This is a genomic window from Bradyrhizobium sp. USDA 327 (genome assembly GCF_041262065.1).
Lineage (GTDB): Bacteria > Pseudomonadota > Alphaproteobacteria > Rhizobiales > Xanthobacteraceae > Bradyrhizobium > Bradyrhizobium liaoningense.
Genome location: NZ_JBGCCW010000001.1, coordinates 4,033,144 through 4,046,716 on the forward strand (window position 1 = coordinate 4,033,144; position 13,573 = coordinate 4,046,716).

Genomic DNA, 13,573 nt, shown 5'->3' on the forward strand with positions numbered 1-13,573 from the left:
GGCTGTCGCGTGCAACGGCCGACGCACCGTGTTTGCGCAGAGCGCCGTTACGGCGTCGCCAGATGCCAGGCGCCGTTCAAGAAGCCGTCGCCGGTGATGTCGCCGGGCTTCTGGTCCTTGGCGAAGGTGTAGAGCGGCTTGCCCTTGTAGGCCCATTGCCTGGAGCCGTCGTCACGCGTGATGATGGTGTAGCCGTCTCCCGCGGCGTCGCTCGCCTCGGCCTTCAGCACCGGCCAGTTGGTCGCACATGGACCGTTGCAGGCCGACTTGCCGTCCGCATCCTTGTCGAAAGTGTAGAGCGTCATGCCCTTGGCATCGGTAAGCACATTGCCCTTGTCGGTCTTGCCCGTCTTGGTCGGCGGTGCGGCCAAGGCGGCGGGAACGATCGCGAGCGATATTGCCAGCGCGAGCGCGAGGCGGATCGAGGACGTCATGATATCTCCTGTCATGCAATTGGCTTGCATGGGTAGGACGCCGCGCCCGGCCACGTATTCCTCAGACGGCAGAAAGATATTTTTCGCTGCGCGCGTCAACGCAGCGGAATAAACTGAACCAACCGAGACGGAACGACGAAGTGACATGAGCAAGCGGCATTGGCGTCCCGCGCACCCATCTGATCTGCCCGCGATCAGCGCCATTGCGGCGCGGATCCATCCTGATCTTCCGGAACGCCCCGAGGTGTTCGCGGAGAAGATGCGGCTCTATCCCGGCGGATGCCGCGTGCTTGTCGCCGGCGACGAGATCGCCGGCTACGGGCTCGCACATCCCTGGAAGCAGCATCAGATCCCGCCGCTCGATCGTTTCCTGGAACGACTCCCCGAGGATGCAGACTGTCTCTACGTGCACGATATCGCCGTGCTGCCGGATCAGCGCGGCGGCGTTGCGCGCGCCTATATGACCGGGATCGCGGAGCTGGCGCGCGCCTCCGGCATCGCGACGCTCGCACTGGTCTCGGTCTACGCCACGCGGGCGCTGTGGGAACGTCTCGGCTTCCGTGCCGTGGCGGCGGATGCGTCGCTGCAGGCGAAGCTGGCCTCCTACGGAGAAGGCGCGACCTATATGTTGCGCGACCTCGCTGCGACGTAACATCCCTCCCCGACCGCCCCGGGCTCACGCGGGCGTGAAACCGCCTTCTCGAACCGAGTCAGATCAGCCTCCGTCGAAGGTGTGTGCGAGCCCTTACGGCCTCGCCGAACCGAGGCTGGAGAATCCATGAAGCTCACATTGTCGAAAGTTGCTTTGATTGCATGCGTTGGGACGGCCGCGTTCACCGCGACCAGCGCCACCGCGGCGCAGTACCGGACCTATGGCTGCGACACCGCGTTCTTCGAAGGCTGCGGCTTCCTGATCGAGACGCCGAACGTGGGCAGAAAACCCACCACAGTAATCCATCGCGACACCTCGCCAATCTACATGAAGCAGACCGATCCCCGCTACAGCTCGTCGATGCGTGATGCCGGCGGTGGTGGCGGAGGCGGTGGTGGTGGTGGCGGCGGCGGCCGCTGAGCCCACACCTGCCCTTTCAGATGATGTCGCCGGTGCAATCCGGCGGCATCATTGCAGTCTGGGATGATCGGTGGCCGATCAACCTCGCCGTTTCTTCTTGGCCTTCTTTCCCGGCGCGCCCTTCGCCGGCCACGGCGTGACCGACGGCTCTGCGGGGCCCGGCCTGCTCTTGTGCTTCTTGTTTCCGAAGGAAGGCGCGCCGAACTTCGGCGCGCGCTCACCGTGAGCTTTGCTGCGTGCCTTGAATCCACCTGCCTCGCGCGGGCGATCGTCGCGCCGTTCACGATGTTCGCCGGCCTCGCGCCGGGGCGCGTGAGGGCGCTCCTCCGAAGCTTCCGGCCGGCGCGGCGCCTCCACCATCGGCTCGATGCGGATGCTGTCTTCCTTGTCCGGACGCTTGATCTTGGCGGCGAAAGACTCCGCGACCCGCTCGGAAATCTCGAACTCGGTGGTGGTGTCCATGATCTTGATGGCGCCGATGTCGTGCTTGTCGATGCCGCCGCGGCGGCAGATCATCGGCAGCAGCCAGCGCGCCTCGGCATTCTTGCGCCGCCCGATGGCGGCGCGGAACCAGACGCTGCCTTCCGCCATGCCGTGTTTCGACGATGCTTTACCAGGCTTCGATCGGAGCCGCGCTGGGCGATCCTCGCCATCCGCGCCTTGAGATCTGTCGCGACCGCGATCGTCGCGCGTCCGGCCGCTTCGCTCGCCGGGATCGATGATGTCCTCGGGCGACGGCAGCCGCGCGCGGTAAAGCCGCGCGAGCGCGGCGGCGATGTCCTCCGCCGAGCGCTCGGCCAACAGCGCCTGCGCCAGCACCAGATCGTCGGCCGTCGTCTCCTCGGTGAACAGAACGTCCTTCATGCGCTCATGATCGAGCTTGCGGATTTCCTCCGCCTGCGGCGCGGTGCCCCAGGCCGCATCGATGCCGGAGACGTTGAGCAGCAGCTCCGCGCGGCGCCGACGTGCGGGCGGCACCAGGAGAACGCTGGTCCCCTTGCGGCCCGCGCGCCCCGTGCGGCCGGAGCGGTGCTGCATCACTTCGGCGTCGTTGGGCAGATCGGCATGAATGACGAGGTCGAGGCTCGGCAGGTCGATGCCGCGGGCGGCGACGTCGGTCGCCACGCAGACGCGGGCGCGCCCGTCGCGCAGCGACTGAAGCGCCAGGGTGCGTTCGTTCTGCGTCAATTCGCCGGAGAGAGCGACGACCGAAAAGCCGCGCTCCAGCAACGCCGCCTGCAAATGCCTGACGGCATCGCGCGTGCTGCAGAACACCAGCGCGCTCGGCGCCTCGTAGAAGCGCAGCACGTTGACGACGGCGTGCTCGACGTCGGCGGGCGCGATGCGGATCGCGCGATACTCGATATCGGCGTGACCTCCTTCGTCGCCGGCAACCTCGATCCGGAAGGCGTCGCGCTGGTATTGCCTCGCCAGCGCGACGATGCCGCGCGGAAACGTCGCCGAGAACAGCAGGGTGCGGCGCGTCTCCGGCGTGGTCTCGAGGATGAATTCCATGTCCTCGCGAAAGCCGAGATTGAGCATCTCGTCGGCCTCGTCGAGCACGACGGCGGCGAGTTCGGAGATGTCGAGACGGCCGCGCCGCAAATGATCGCAGAGCCGCCCGGGCGTGCCGACGACGATGTGCGCGCCGGCCGCCAGCTCGCGCTGCTCGCGCCGCGGATCCATGCCGCCGACACAGGAGACGACGCGCCCGCCGGCATGCCCGTAGAGCCAGGCCAGCTCGCGCTGAACCTGAAGCGCGAGCTCGCGGGTCGGCGCCACGATCAGGGCGAGCGGCGCTGCCGCGGGTCCGAACTCCTCGGCGTCATCAAGAAGATTCTTCGCGATGGCCAACCCGTAGGCGACCGTCTTGCCGGAGCCGGTCTGGGCCGACACCAGAAGGTCACGGCCGCTGGCTTCGTGGGCAAGCACGGCGAGCTGGACGGGGGTCAGTGAATCATAGTTCCGCTCAGCCAAAGCGCGGGCGAGCGGCGGGGTCAGGGCCGGAAGGGACACGGGATGGAGAACCTTGGTTGATTCAGGCGCGGAACGGTGATCCGGCGGACCTGAGCTGCATGCACGGCGAACGGCCTGGCCGCACGCTGGCGATTTGATCTGGGCGCTCTTTACGCCAAGCGCTCGGAAATCACCATACTTATGATGCATGGCTTGCCGGAAAGAGCCGCGCCTGAAGGTTGCAGGGGATTTTCGTGGCCACCTCCATTAACCTGAGACCCACCGGATGTGATGGGAATGACCGCGTGACGTCCTCCGTCAAACGCGTCTGCGGCGACTGCACGTTCTGCTGCAACGTGATGGCCATCGAGGCGCTGGCCAAACCCGCAAATGCCTGGTGCCGGCACTGCAAGCCCGGCCGCGGCTGCGCGATCTACGCCGCGCGGCCAGGCGAATGCCAGGACTTCGCCTGCCTTGGCTGGGGCACGAAGGTGGTGGGCGCGAGGGTGGTGAAGGAGAGCGATCGGCTGGATGCGAGCCCTTGTCGCATCGGCAATTCGATCCCAAATCGAGCCTCACGGAACAACAAAACTGGGGGATACATGGCCGACGGAATATCTCTTGCCGACAAGCTCGCCACCTTTGGCGATTTCTGGTCGCCGCGCACGGTCACGACCTTCAACGATTGCGACGTGATGGTGGTGAAGGTGAAGGGCGAGTTCACCTGGCACAAGCACGACGACACCGACGATTTCTTTCTCGTGCTCAAGGGCACTTTGGACATCGAACTGCGGGATCGGACGGTGACGCTGGGTCCGGGCGAACTCTACGTCGTCCCCAAAGGCGTTGAACATCGCCCGGTGGCTCGCGAGGAGGTTCATCTTCTGCTGATCGAGCCGACCGGGACGCCGAATACCGGCGACAAGGCAACCGCGGCGGCGCGCAAGCTCACATAGAGAGCCACTTGCTCGGCGTCATCGTTCGTGCGCTCAGATCTCCGCATACACCTCCAGCAGATTGCCGTCGGGATCGCGGAAGAACAGCGTGCGATGACCGAAGGGCTGGTCCGTCGGCGGCGACAGCAGCGGCACGCCTTGCCGCAGCAGTTCATCGGCGCATTGATCGACCTCGGCGGCGGAGACCTTGAAGGCCAGTTGCAGCGAGGCGCTGCCTGCCGGGATCGGCGTATCGGAGGCAGTCCGACTCGGCCTCGCCAAGGCCAGCGTGTTGCTGCCCAAGCCGTATTCGATCCAGTTCGGCGACAGCTCGCGCAGCAGCGGGAAGGCGAGGACATCCTCATAGAAGCGGCGCATCGCCGCCATGTCGCGCACGAAGATGACGGTGTAGTCGATCGCGCGGATGGCGCTGAAGGGAGAGCGTGGCTTGTTCGACTGCGGCTCCATCGTCGGCGTCGCTCCTAATCCGCCATGCGGTCGGCGACGAAGACGCCGTTCGGCTGGTGAAAGACGATCTGATCAATTTCGCCATCTTCGCCGCGAAACTCGACGGCAAAGCCGTCCAGCTCGACAATGCGGAACCTGCATCCTTGCTGCGGCTCAAGACGATAGGCCGGCTGGAAGTCGGACTTCAGAATCAACCGGGCGTCAGCGTCAAGAGTCACGTGGTGATTCACGCCGCCGCTCTTGAAATGCCCGGCGCAGCGCTCACAAAAGGTAGGGTCCGTACAATCACCGGCAGCGCGCCGCTCGAACACGATATCCCTGACCATCGGCTCCAACGGCGTGGACAGATGGACGATATTGCCGTCGCGATCGGTATGGAACGTAATCGGAAGATTGTCGGGTAGAAGTCGTTCGACGACCTCAGGAGTCACGAACGTCTCGAAATGCCGATGCGCGAGCGGCGCGTGCATGCCGCGCCACGACCAATGTAGCACGCCATCCTGCATGCGGATCGACATCACGCCGTAGGCCGGATGCGCATAGTCGGCGGCATAGGCGGACAACGCATGCGCCGGCTTTGTATCCTTGTGGCGCGTCTTCTCTCGCGCCTCCTTGTCGGCCGGGATATGTGCGATGAAGTCGTCACGAACCTTGTGGAAGCGCGCGAACCAGTCTACGGGCTGGCGTCCGCGCAACCGGTCGACAATGTACCACGTCAGGATCTGCGGCACTGCGCTCGGACTGCGATTGGTAAGCACGGCCACCCCTATGCCGGCATTCGGCACTAACGTCATCAGTGAGCCCCAGCCATTCCATCCGCCGCCGTGCCACATTAGGCGATCGCCATGATAGGTGTTGGACTGAAATCCCAATGCATAGTGACCGTGGCCGAACTCGGAGAATTCCGACTTTCCGACGTGTGCCAAAGGCGTATGCAATTGCTCCACCAGTGCCGCCGGTAGCAGGCGCTCACCATTAAACTCGCCCATGCCAAGATGCAGGCGCATCCAGTTCGCGAGATCGATCACCGACGTATTGATCGCGCCTGCGGCGGTGACCCGGATCGGCAACCGTAGTCCCGGCAGCCGCGCGTCGACGTGAATCATGTACGGCCGTGCCGCGTCGGCCACGGCTTCGAGCTCGTCCAGCGAGAAGCCAACCGTCATGCCGAGCCGATCCGTCAGGCGCTCGCGCACAAAGGCTTCAAAGCTCTTCCCGCTGAGCCGCTCGATCAGGAGACCGGCGGCATTGTAGCAGAGGTTGTTGTATTGCCAGCTGGTGCGAATGTCGCGGCTCAATTCGAGGTGTCGCATGAGTGGCAGCATTTCAGCTGGCGCAAGGTCGCCGGGCAAGTGAAGCCAGTCGTGCCGCGGCAGCCCCGATTGATGGGTCAGCAGGTCGCGAATGGTGACGCGCTCGGTGGCAATCGCGTCATGCAGCCGAAACTCCGGAAGATAGTCGCGTACCGGCTTGCCCCAGTCGAGCAGGCCCCCGTTGTGCAGCAGTGCGATCGCGGTCGCCGTGAAGGATTTCGTGATCGAGCAGATCACGAAATGCGTGTGCGGCGTCACCGGCAGGTCGGCTTCGACGTCGCGCTGGCCAAAGGCTCGCGTGAGCACGACCTCGCCGCCCTGGACGATGGCGAGCGCGGCACCCGGGACCTTCCAAACGGCCATCGTTTCCGCAGCAAGCCGATCGATGTCGGGAATGAGAGACGCGAGCGATGGATTTGGGATGTCGGCAGATATGTTCATGGCAAGTGAGAATAGTTGCGAGGCGAGTAGTATAATTGTATCAACTAAAAAGAGAAATACGCGGCGAAGGTCTTGGCGGCGAATTGAAGCTAGGGCGAATGCCGGGAGTTACCGCAGCACGCCACCACCATAGGCGAACGCGTAGAGCTGAGTGCCGTTCTTCCCCGAGATCGTTTCGACGCCATGGAAGCGATCAAGAGCACATCGTTGCTGTAGACCATACCCGCTTGCTATTCTATCAACTCCGGCCACGGCACGATGGTCGACTTCACCGTCTTCATCGCCATCGCGTCCTTCACCGCCTGTGCGACGCCTTCTTCCGTGAACGGGTAGATCGTCTGCATCTTCAGCCACGGATATTTGCCCGCCGTCCGATAAAGCATGTCGACGCCGAGCGGCAGGTCGTTTCCGGTGAAGCCCCAGGATCCCAGCACGTTGAGATCCTTGGTGCAGATGCGGTGCCAGGAGGTGTCGATCGAGCCGGCGTCGGTGAACTGGCCCATCTCGACATAAGTGCCGCCGTCGCGCAGCATCTCGATGCCTTCGGGGCCGGCGGTCGGATGACCCGAGCAGTCCATCACGATATCGGCGCCGAAGCCGCCGACGATTTTCCGCACGCGATCGATGCGCTCCTGCGGCGACTTGAGCTCCTCGATGTTCACCGTCGCCTCCGCGCCGAACTCGCGCGCGAGCTTGAGCCGCGGCTCCTCCGGCGCGCCGACGCAGATGACGCGCCCTGCTCCCATTTCCTTTGCTGCCGCGACCGCCAAAATACCGATCGGGCCCGAGCCCTGGATCACCACGGTGTCACCCCAGCTGAAGCCGCCAGCGCGGGTCGCACGATTGAAGGCGCGGATGCAGGAGGTCAGCGGCTCCGACAACGCGCCCAGCCGCAGCGACATGTCGTCGGGCAGCTTGTAGATCTTGGTGCCCGGCAGCATGTCGAGATCGACATAGACATACTCGGCCCATCCGCCCCACAGGTGCGGCGCCTTGTCGAAGCCGAGATAGCGGCCGTAATAGACCGGAGTCAGACATTTGTTCGCGGTCTGCGGATAGTGGATGCAGTAGTAACAACGGCCGCAGGGCATCAGCGGCGGGATCATCACCTTCGAGCCGACCGCCAGCGGCTTGCTCATGAAGTCCTCGGTGAACTCATCGCCGCATTCGACGATGACGCCGCCGAGTTCGTGTCCCAGCGTGAACGGCCACGGCAGCGGCTTCGGCCAATGTCCTTTCAGAATATGCAGATCAGTGCCGCAGACCCCGCAGGCACCGACCTTGATCAGCGCGCCCTTGCGGCCGACCTTCGGCCACGGCACGGTACGGATGACGGGCTCTGAGCCCGGCCCTGCATGGGTGCAGACGCGGATTTGGTCCATCATGCGTTCCTCGCTGCCCGTCTGTTATGACTTGTGATGCGGGCGTATCGCGAAGCGTATCATAGCTCAGCCCGCGAAGGCGGAAGTGGCCTATGTGACCGGCGCACCCGCATTGCGCTGCAAGCGTCCGCATTTCGGCAAGATATTTGCAACGACGCGAGCGGTGTCGCACCAATTCCATTTCGGGGAGCCCATGACCGACAACATACGCGCGCTCTTCGATCGCTGGGAGCGGGTTTGGCACGAGGGGCGATTTGACCTCATCCCGGACTGCGTGGGGTCGCATTACATCCGTCATGACGAAAGAGGCGACCGGACCGTCACGCGGGACGAATATGCTGCGGAATTGCAGAGTGTGCATCGAGACCGGCCCCGAATCCGCGTCGTGGTGTATGACCATTCTTTCTCGACTGACCGCGCGTGGTTCCGATTTGCTTTCGTTTGGCCCGATCCCACGACCGGCGAGCAGCGCAGCCGCGCCGGCATGCAAAGCTACCGCATTGAAGGCGGCAAGCTGGCCGAGACCTGGATTACGATGCTTGGTCTTGGGACCGCATGGGCCGACGAGCCCCAGGAAAGCTGGACCCGCCGCAAGGAATGAGCAGCGCCAAGTTCGATCCCCGCCGCATCATCCAATGCCGGCATCGTGCGACCATCCGCGCTGACGGCTTGCCAGGTGACGCCGGGTCTCGGGATGTGGCCTTCCGAGCGCATTGTTTCCGTTCGGAAACGCCGCATCCAATCCTAACGCGACATTAACCCTATGCACCTTAGGGTCGTCCCGGACTCCGCCCGGGCGGGGGGTCGGGTGTTGAAAATGGCGTTGGCGAACAAGAAATTTCTTCCGGCCGCCGAGGAGCGGAGGCGCTTCCAGCGGGTGAAGGTGCACCTGCTCGGCCGTTACATGCTGCCGGACCGCCGGGAATTCCCCTGCCAGGTGATCAACATGTCGCCGGGCGGCCTCGCTTTGCTCGCGCCCGGCATCGGCAATGTCGGCGACCGCGTGGTCGCCTATCTCGACCATATCGGCCGCGTCGAGGGCAAGATCACCCGCATCATCGACAACGGCTTCGCCATGACGATCGGTGCGACGCCGAGGAAGCGCGACAAGCTCGCGGCTCAGCTGACCTGGCTCGCCAATCGCGACATCCTCAATCTGCCGGAGGACCGCCGCCACGACCGTATCGTGCCGCGCAACCCCATCGCGGTGCTGACGCTCGAGGACGGCACCAAGATGACCTGCCGCATCATCGACCTCTCGCTGTCGGGCGCCGCGATCGCCGCGGAGAACCGTCCGCCGCTGAAATCGACCGTTCTGCTCGGCCGGGTCCAGGGCCGCGTGGTCCGAAACCTCGAGGACGGCTTCGCGCTGGAGTTCCTGCACGAGCAGCCGATCGAGACACTCGAAGAGAGCGTTACCGCGCGGTAAAGCGCGCGGACGCGAAAACCTCGGTATTTCCAGGCTCGAAGGCGGCCTCCGCGATGCGGACGCCGCCTTTTTCACGTCCCCGGGGCGGCCGCCTTGCGGTTAACGCGTCGGTCGCGAATGGGCGCGAACGCCGCTTCCGCCAGCGTTTCCGCGTTAATCGGTAAAATTTGAATCGATTGCAGTCATATCGAATTTTATGCGAGTTCGATTCAAGTATAGATCGAATTCGCCGCGCGTTTTACTTGCATTCGTCTCGACTTGACTTGACTGACTTAGCGGCAACGCAAAAGCTCCGTGCGAAATGTGGTCCCAACAAGAAACGGGGACCGCAATGTTTGACTTCAGGGGACAGGGGAAGAGGCTGGCGCTGGCCGCCATGCTCTTCGGGATCAGCGCGGCGGCGCAGGCCGGCGAAAGCCGTCTGCTCTACGCGAGCCTCGGTGACACCACGCGTGCGCCGATCGGCTGGGTCGAGTTCTGCGCGGACAACGCCGCCCAGTGCCAGGGCGCACCGCTGCAGCCACGCGACATCGTGATGTCGCAGGCCGCATGGCGCGACCTCGTCAAGGTCAATCGCTGGGTCAACGAGACCGTCAAGCCTTTGACCGACCAGGAGCACTGGGGCGTGATCGAGAAGTGGTCGCTGCCATCAGACGGCTACGGCGACTGTGAAGACTACGTGCTGTTGAAGCGCAAGATGCTGATCGACGCCGGATGGCCGCGCCAGGCCCTGCTGATCACCGTCGTGCGCGACAAGAAGGGTGAAGGCCATGCGGTGCTGACGGTGAAGACCGACAAGGGCGAGTTCGTTCTCGACAATCAGAACGAGAGCGTCGTTGCCTGGACGGAGACCGGCTACCGCTTCGTCAAGCGCCAGTCGCAGAGCGATCCCAATGTCTGGGTCTCGCTGGGCGATACCAAGCCGGCGGTCTCCACCGCCAGCGCGAAGGATCAGTAGGAACGAGACAACGAGTTACGCGGCCCGGTCACATCCCCACCCCTCCCCGTCCCAGACCGGTTCGCGCGCGCCCAGCCATCCCCCAATGGCTGGGCGCAACTTTTTCGGCTATGCCGGCACTGCCTCGTTCGCAGCAGGAGCCGCCGCTGGCCGCGCGATCAGGGCATAGGCGACCGGCACCACGAACAGCGTGAACAGCGTGCCGATCGACAGCCCCGTCGCGATCACGAGGCCCATGTTGTAGCGCGACACCGCGCCCGCTCCGCTCGCGGTGATCAGCGGAACGACGCCGAGCACCATCGCCGCGGTCGTCATCAGGATCGGCCGCAGCCGGATCGTCGCGGCCTCGATGATTGCCTCGGTCACTCCCTTGCCCTCGAGGCGCAGTTCGTTGGCGACCTCGACCATCAGGATGCCGTGCTTGCTGACGAGGCCCATCAGCGTGAGCAGCCCGACCTGGGTGTAGATGTTGAGGCTGGCACCGCCGATGCCGAGGCTGATGAAGATCAGCGCGCCGGCCAGCGACATCGGCACCGATACCAGGATGACGACGGGATCGAGGAAGCTGTTGAACAGCGCGGCGAGCGCCAGGAAGATGATGATGACGGCGAAAGCGAACGTGGTGACGAAGCCGCCCGACTCCTGCTCGAGCTGCCGCGAGGCGCCACCGAAATCCACCGTGTAGCCGGCCGGCAGGGTCTTCGCGAGATCCTTGAGCGTGGCGAGCGCGCTGCCCATCGACACCGTCGGCATCGCAACGCCCGAGATCGTCGCCGCATTGATCTGCTGGAAATGATTGCGCGACTGCGGAACGGTCCTGTTCTCCAGCTGGGCGACGGTCGACAGCGGCACCATCGAATTGTCGCTCGCCTTGATGTAATAGCCGAGCAACTGGTCTGCCGTCAGCCGATCGTTCTGCTTGGCCTGAGGAATCACCTTGTAAGATCGGCCGTCCAGGCTGAAATAATCGAGGTAGTTCCCTCCGAGCATGGTCGCGAGCGCACCGCCGAGATCACTCATCTTCAGGCCGAGATCACCGGCCTTGTCGCGGTCGAAGGAGACCAGCGTCTGGGGCCTGTCGATCTTCAGGTCGGTATCGAGGAAGATGAATTGGCCGCTCTTCAGCGCCTGCACCATGAAGTTGCGCGAGACCTGGTCGAGCTCGTTGTATGAACCGGTCGTACCGATCACGAACTGGATCGGAAGGCCGTTGCTGCCGGGCAGCGGCGACGGCTGGAAGGCGACCGAGCGCGTGCCGGCGATGGTGTTGAGCAGGTTCTGGAAGTCCGGCTGCAGAGTCTTCGTGGTCAGGCTGCGCTGGTCCCAGGGCTTGAGCACCCAGCCTCCGATCGCCTGGGTGGGCGTGTCGATCTGGAAGAGGGTCTTCGTTTCCGGGCGCTTGGCCACGAGATCGTAGATCTGCTGGCTGTAGAATTGCCGCTGCTGAAGTGTCGCTGAGGGCGCCGAGGTGGTCAGCGAGAGCACGACACCCTGGTCCTCGTCGGGCGCGAGCTCGCTGGTCGAGGTCGCGTAGAGCCAGGGAATGCCGGCCAACAGCAGCAGCGCGAACACGGCCACGACTGGCTTCATCGCAAAGACGGCCTCCAGCCGGCGGCGATAGGCGCCTGAGAGCCACTCCAGCACGTGGTCGATCGTCCGGACCAAGCGCGCCTCCCAGTTCGTCGCATCGCGCTCGGTCTTGCGCAATAGCCAGGCGCAGTTCATCGGCGACAGCGTCAGCGCGATCACCGCAGATACCGTGACCGCGCCTGCGAGCGTGAAGGCGAATTCGGTGAACAGCGCGCCGGTGAGGCCGCCCTGGAATCCCACGGGCACGTAGACCGCGATCAGAACCACGGTCATGGCGATGATCGGGCTTGCCAGCGCGCGTGCGGACTGGATCGCGGCCTCGACCGGCGCGACACCTTCGTCGATCAGCCGGTGCACGCTCTCCACGACGATGATGGCATCATCCACCACGAGCCCGATGGCGAGCACGAGTGCAAGCAGGGTCAACAGATTGATGGAGAAGCCCATCAGCAGCATCAGCCCGAATGTTCCGATCAGCGACAGCGGGATCGCGATCACCGGGATCAGGACCGATCGCCACGAACCCAGGAACAGGAACACCACCACGATCACGATCAGCACCGCTTCCACCAGCGAGTGGACGACCTCGTCGATCGAGGAATTGACGAAGTCGGTGGAGTCGTAGAGCACCTCGCCGACCAGACCGTTCGGAAGCTGCGCCTTGATGTCGGGCAGGACCGCCTTCACACCGTTGACGACGTCGAGCAGATTGGCCGTGGGCGCCGTCTGGATGCCGATATAGACCGCCGTCTTGCCGTTGAATTTCGTTTCGCTGTCGTAATCGTCGTTGCCGAGCGTCACGTTTGCGACGTCACGCAGACGGATGATGGCGCCATTGACGGTCTTGACCACGAGGTTGCGGTACTGCTCCAGCGAATGGAGGTTGGTCGAGGCAGCAAGGTCGACCTGCACGAGCCGGCCCTTGGTCGTGCCGAGGCCGGAGATGTAGTCGTTGCCCGACAGCGCGGTCGATACCTCGCTTGCGGTGAGGCCGTAAGCCGCCAGCTTGTCGGGATCGAGCCAGGCCCGGAGCGCAAACTTCTTGGCGCCCAGCAATTCGGCCGTCTGCACGCCGGCGACGGCCTGGAGTCGCGGCTGCACCACGCGCGTCAGATAGTCGGTGATCTGGTTCGGCGCCAGCACGTCGCTGGCAAAGCCGATGTACATGGCGTCGATGGTCTGACCCACCTTGAGCGTCAGCGTGGGCTGCTGCGTACCGCTCGGAAACTGGTTGAGGACCGAATTGACCTTGGCGTTGATCTCCGTCATCGCCTTGCCGGAATCGTAGTTCAGCCGCAGATTGACCGTGATGGTGCTGGAGCCGGTGACGCTGCTCGAGGTCATGTAGTCGATGCCGTTGGCCTGGGCGATGGCATTCTCGAGCGGCGTCGTGATGAAGCCGGCGATGATGTCGGAATCCGCGCCGGCATAGGCGGTGCTCACCGTGACGATGGCGTTCTGCGTGCGCGGGTATTGCAGGATCGACAGCGTCGCCATCGAGCGCAGGCCGAGCACGAGGATCAGGGCGCTGACCACGAGCGCCAGCACCGGCCGGCGGATGAAGACATCGGTGAATCGCATCTTGTCCTGAACTC

General features: G+C 64.1%; 12 protein-coding genes. 6 read left to right on the forward strand and 6 right to left on the reverse strand.

Annotated features, from left to right (window positions below; all coding sequences use genetic code 11):
- Positions 1–47 precede the first annotated feature (47 nt).
- A complete protein-coding gene (locus ABIA42_RS18855) occupies positions 48–434 on the reverse strand; it encodes a hypothetical protein (RefSeq protein WP_370122456.1) in 387 nt (128 codons plus the stop codon).
- Positions 435–579: 145 nt separating this feature from the next.
- Here ABIA42_RS18855 and ABIA42_RS18860 point away from each other — a divergent pair, with 145 nt between their 5' ends.
- Positions 580–1,086 carry a GNAT family N-acetyltransferase gene (locus ABIA42_RS18860; RefSeq protein ID WP_370122453.1) on the forward strand — a complete coding sequence of 169 codons (507 nt, stop codon included), beginning with the start codon at positions 580–582 and terminating at the stop codon, positions 1,084–1,086.
- A 126-nt stretch (positions 1,087–1,212) separates the two neighbouring features.
- Positions 1,213–1,506, forward strand: a complete 294-nt coding sequence (locus ABIA42_RS18865) for a hypothetical protein (protein ID WP_370122449.1) — start codon at positions 1,213–1,215, stop codon at positions 1,504–1,506.
- A 78-nt stretch (positions 1,507–1,584) separates the two neighbouring features.
- Here the strand turns inward: ABIA42_RS18865 and ABIA42_RS18870 are convergent, their stop codons facing one another.
- Positions 1,585–3,522: a DEAD/DEAH box helicase gene (locus tag ABIA42_RS18870; RefSeq protein ID WP_370122447.1), complete on the reverse strand. Its 1,938-nt coding sequence runs from the start codon at positions 3,520–3,522 to the stop codon at positions 1,585–1,587.
- Between the two features lie 542 nt (positions 3,523–4,064).
- Here ABIA42_RS18870 and ABIA42_RS18875 point away from each other — a divergent pair.
- Complete coding sequence (locus tag ABIA42_RS18875) at positions 4,065–4,418, forward strand: cupin domain-containing protein (protein WP_370124048.1); 354 nt, start codon at positions 4,065–4,067, stop codon at positions 4,416–4,418.
- 33 nt (positions 4,419–4,451) lie between these two features.
- Here ABIA42_RS18875 and ABIA42_RS18880 read toward each other — a convergent pair whose 3' ends face one another.
- The 3 genes from ABIA42_RS18880 to ABIA42_RS18890 all read right to left on the reverse strand — a co-directional run bounded on the left by ABIA42_RS18880 (position 4,452) and on the right by ABIA42_RS18890 (position 8,001).
- Positions 4,452–4,865 carry a VOC family protein gene (locus ABIA42_RS18880; RefSeq protein ID WP_370122445.1) on the reverse strand — a complete coding sequence of 138 codons (414 nt, stop codon included), beginning with the start codon at positions 4,863–4,865 and terminating at the stop codon, positions 4,452–4,454.
- 14 nt (positions 4,866–4,879) lie between these two features.
- Complete coding sequence (locus ABIA42_RS18885; protein WP_370122442.1) at positions 4,880–6,619, reverse strand: serine hydrolase; 1,740 nt, start codon at positions 6,617–6,619, stop codon at positions 4,880–4,882.
- Positions 6,620–6,849: 230 nt separating this feature from the next.
- Complete coding sequence (locus tag ABIA42_RS18890; protein WP_370124045.1) at positions 6,850–8,001, reverse strand: zinc-binding dehydrogenase; 1,152 nt, start codon at positions 7,999–8,001, stop codon at positions 6,850–6,852.
- Positions 8,002–8,086: 85 nt separating this feature from the next.
- On the opposite strand from ABIA42_RS18890, the gene ABIA42_RS18895 reads away from it, so the two are divergent.
- The 3 genes from ABIA42_RS18895 (at position 8,087) to ABIA42_RS18905 (ending at position 10,388) form a co-directional block, all read left to right on the forward strand.
- The gene (locus ABIA42_RS18895; RefSeq protein WP_370122439.1) at positions 8,087–8,602 is read left to right on the forward strand and encodes a nuclear transport factor 2 family protein; all 516 of its coding nucleotides are present in this window, start codon (positions 8,087–8,089) and stop codon (positions 8,600–8,602) included.
- Positions 8,603–8,818: 216 nt separating this feature from the next.
- Positions 8,819–9,430, forward strand: coding sequence for a PilZ domain-containing protein (locus ABIA42_RS18900; RefSeq protein ID WP_024340745.1), 612 nt, complete (start codon positions 8,819–8,821; stop codon positions 9,428–9,430).
- Positions 9,431–9,761: 331 nt separating this feature from the next.
- Positions 9,762–10,388, forward strand: coding sequence for a transglutaminase-like cysteine peptidase (locus ABIA42_RS18905; protein WP_271532683.1), 627 nt, complete (start codon positions 9,762–9,764; stop codon positions 10,386–10,388).
- 108 nt (positions 10,389–10,496) lie between these two features.
- Here ABIA42_RS18905 and ABIA42_RS18910 read toward each other — a convergent pair whose 3' ends face one another.
- On the reverse strand, positions 10,497–13,559 hold the full coding sequence (locus ABIA42_RS18910; RefSeq protein WP_370122434.1) for an efflux RND transporter permease subunit: 3,063 nt from the start codon (positions 13,557–13,559) through the stop codon (positions 10,497–10,499).
- Positions 13,560–13,573: the final 14 nt, after the last annotated feature.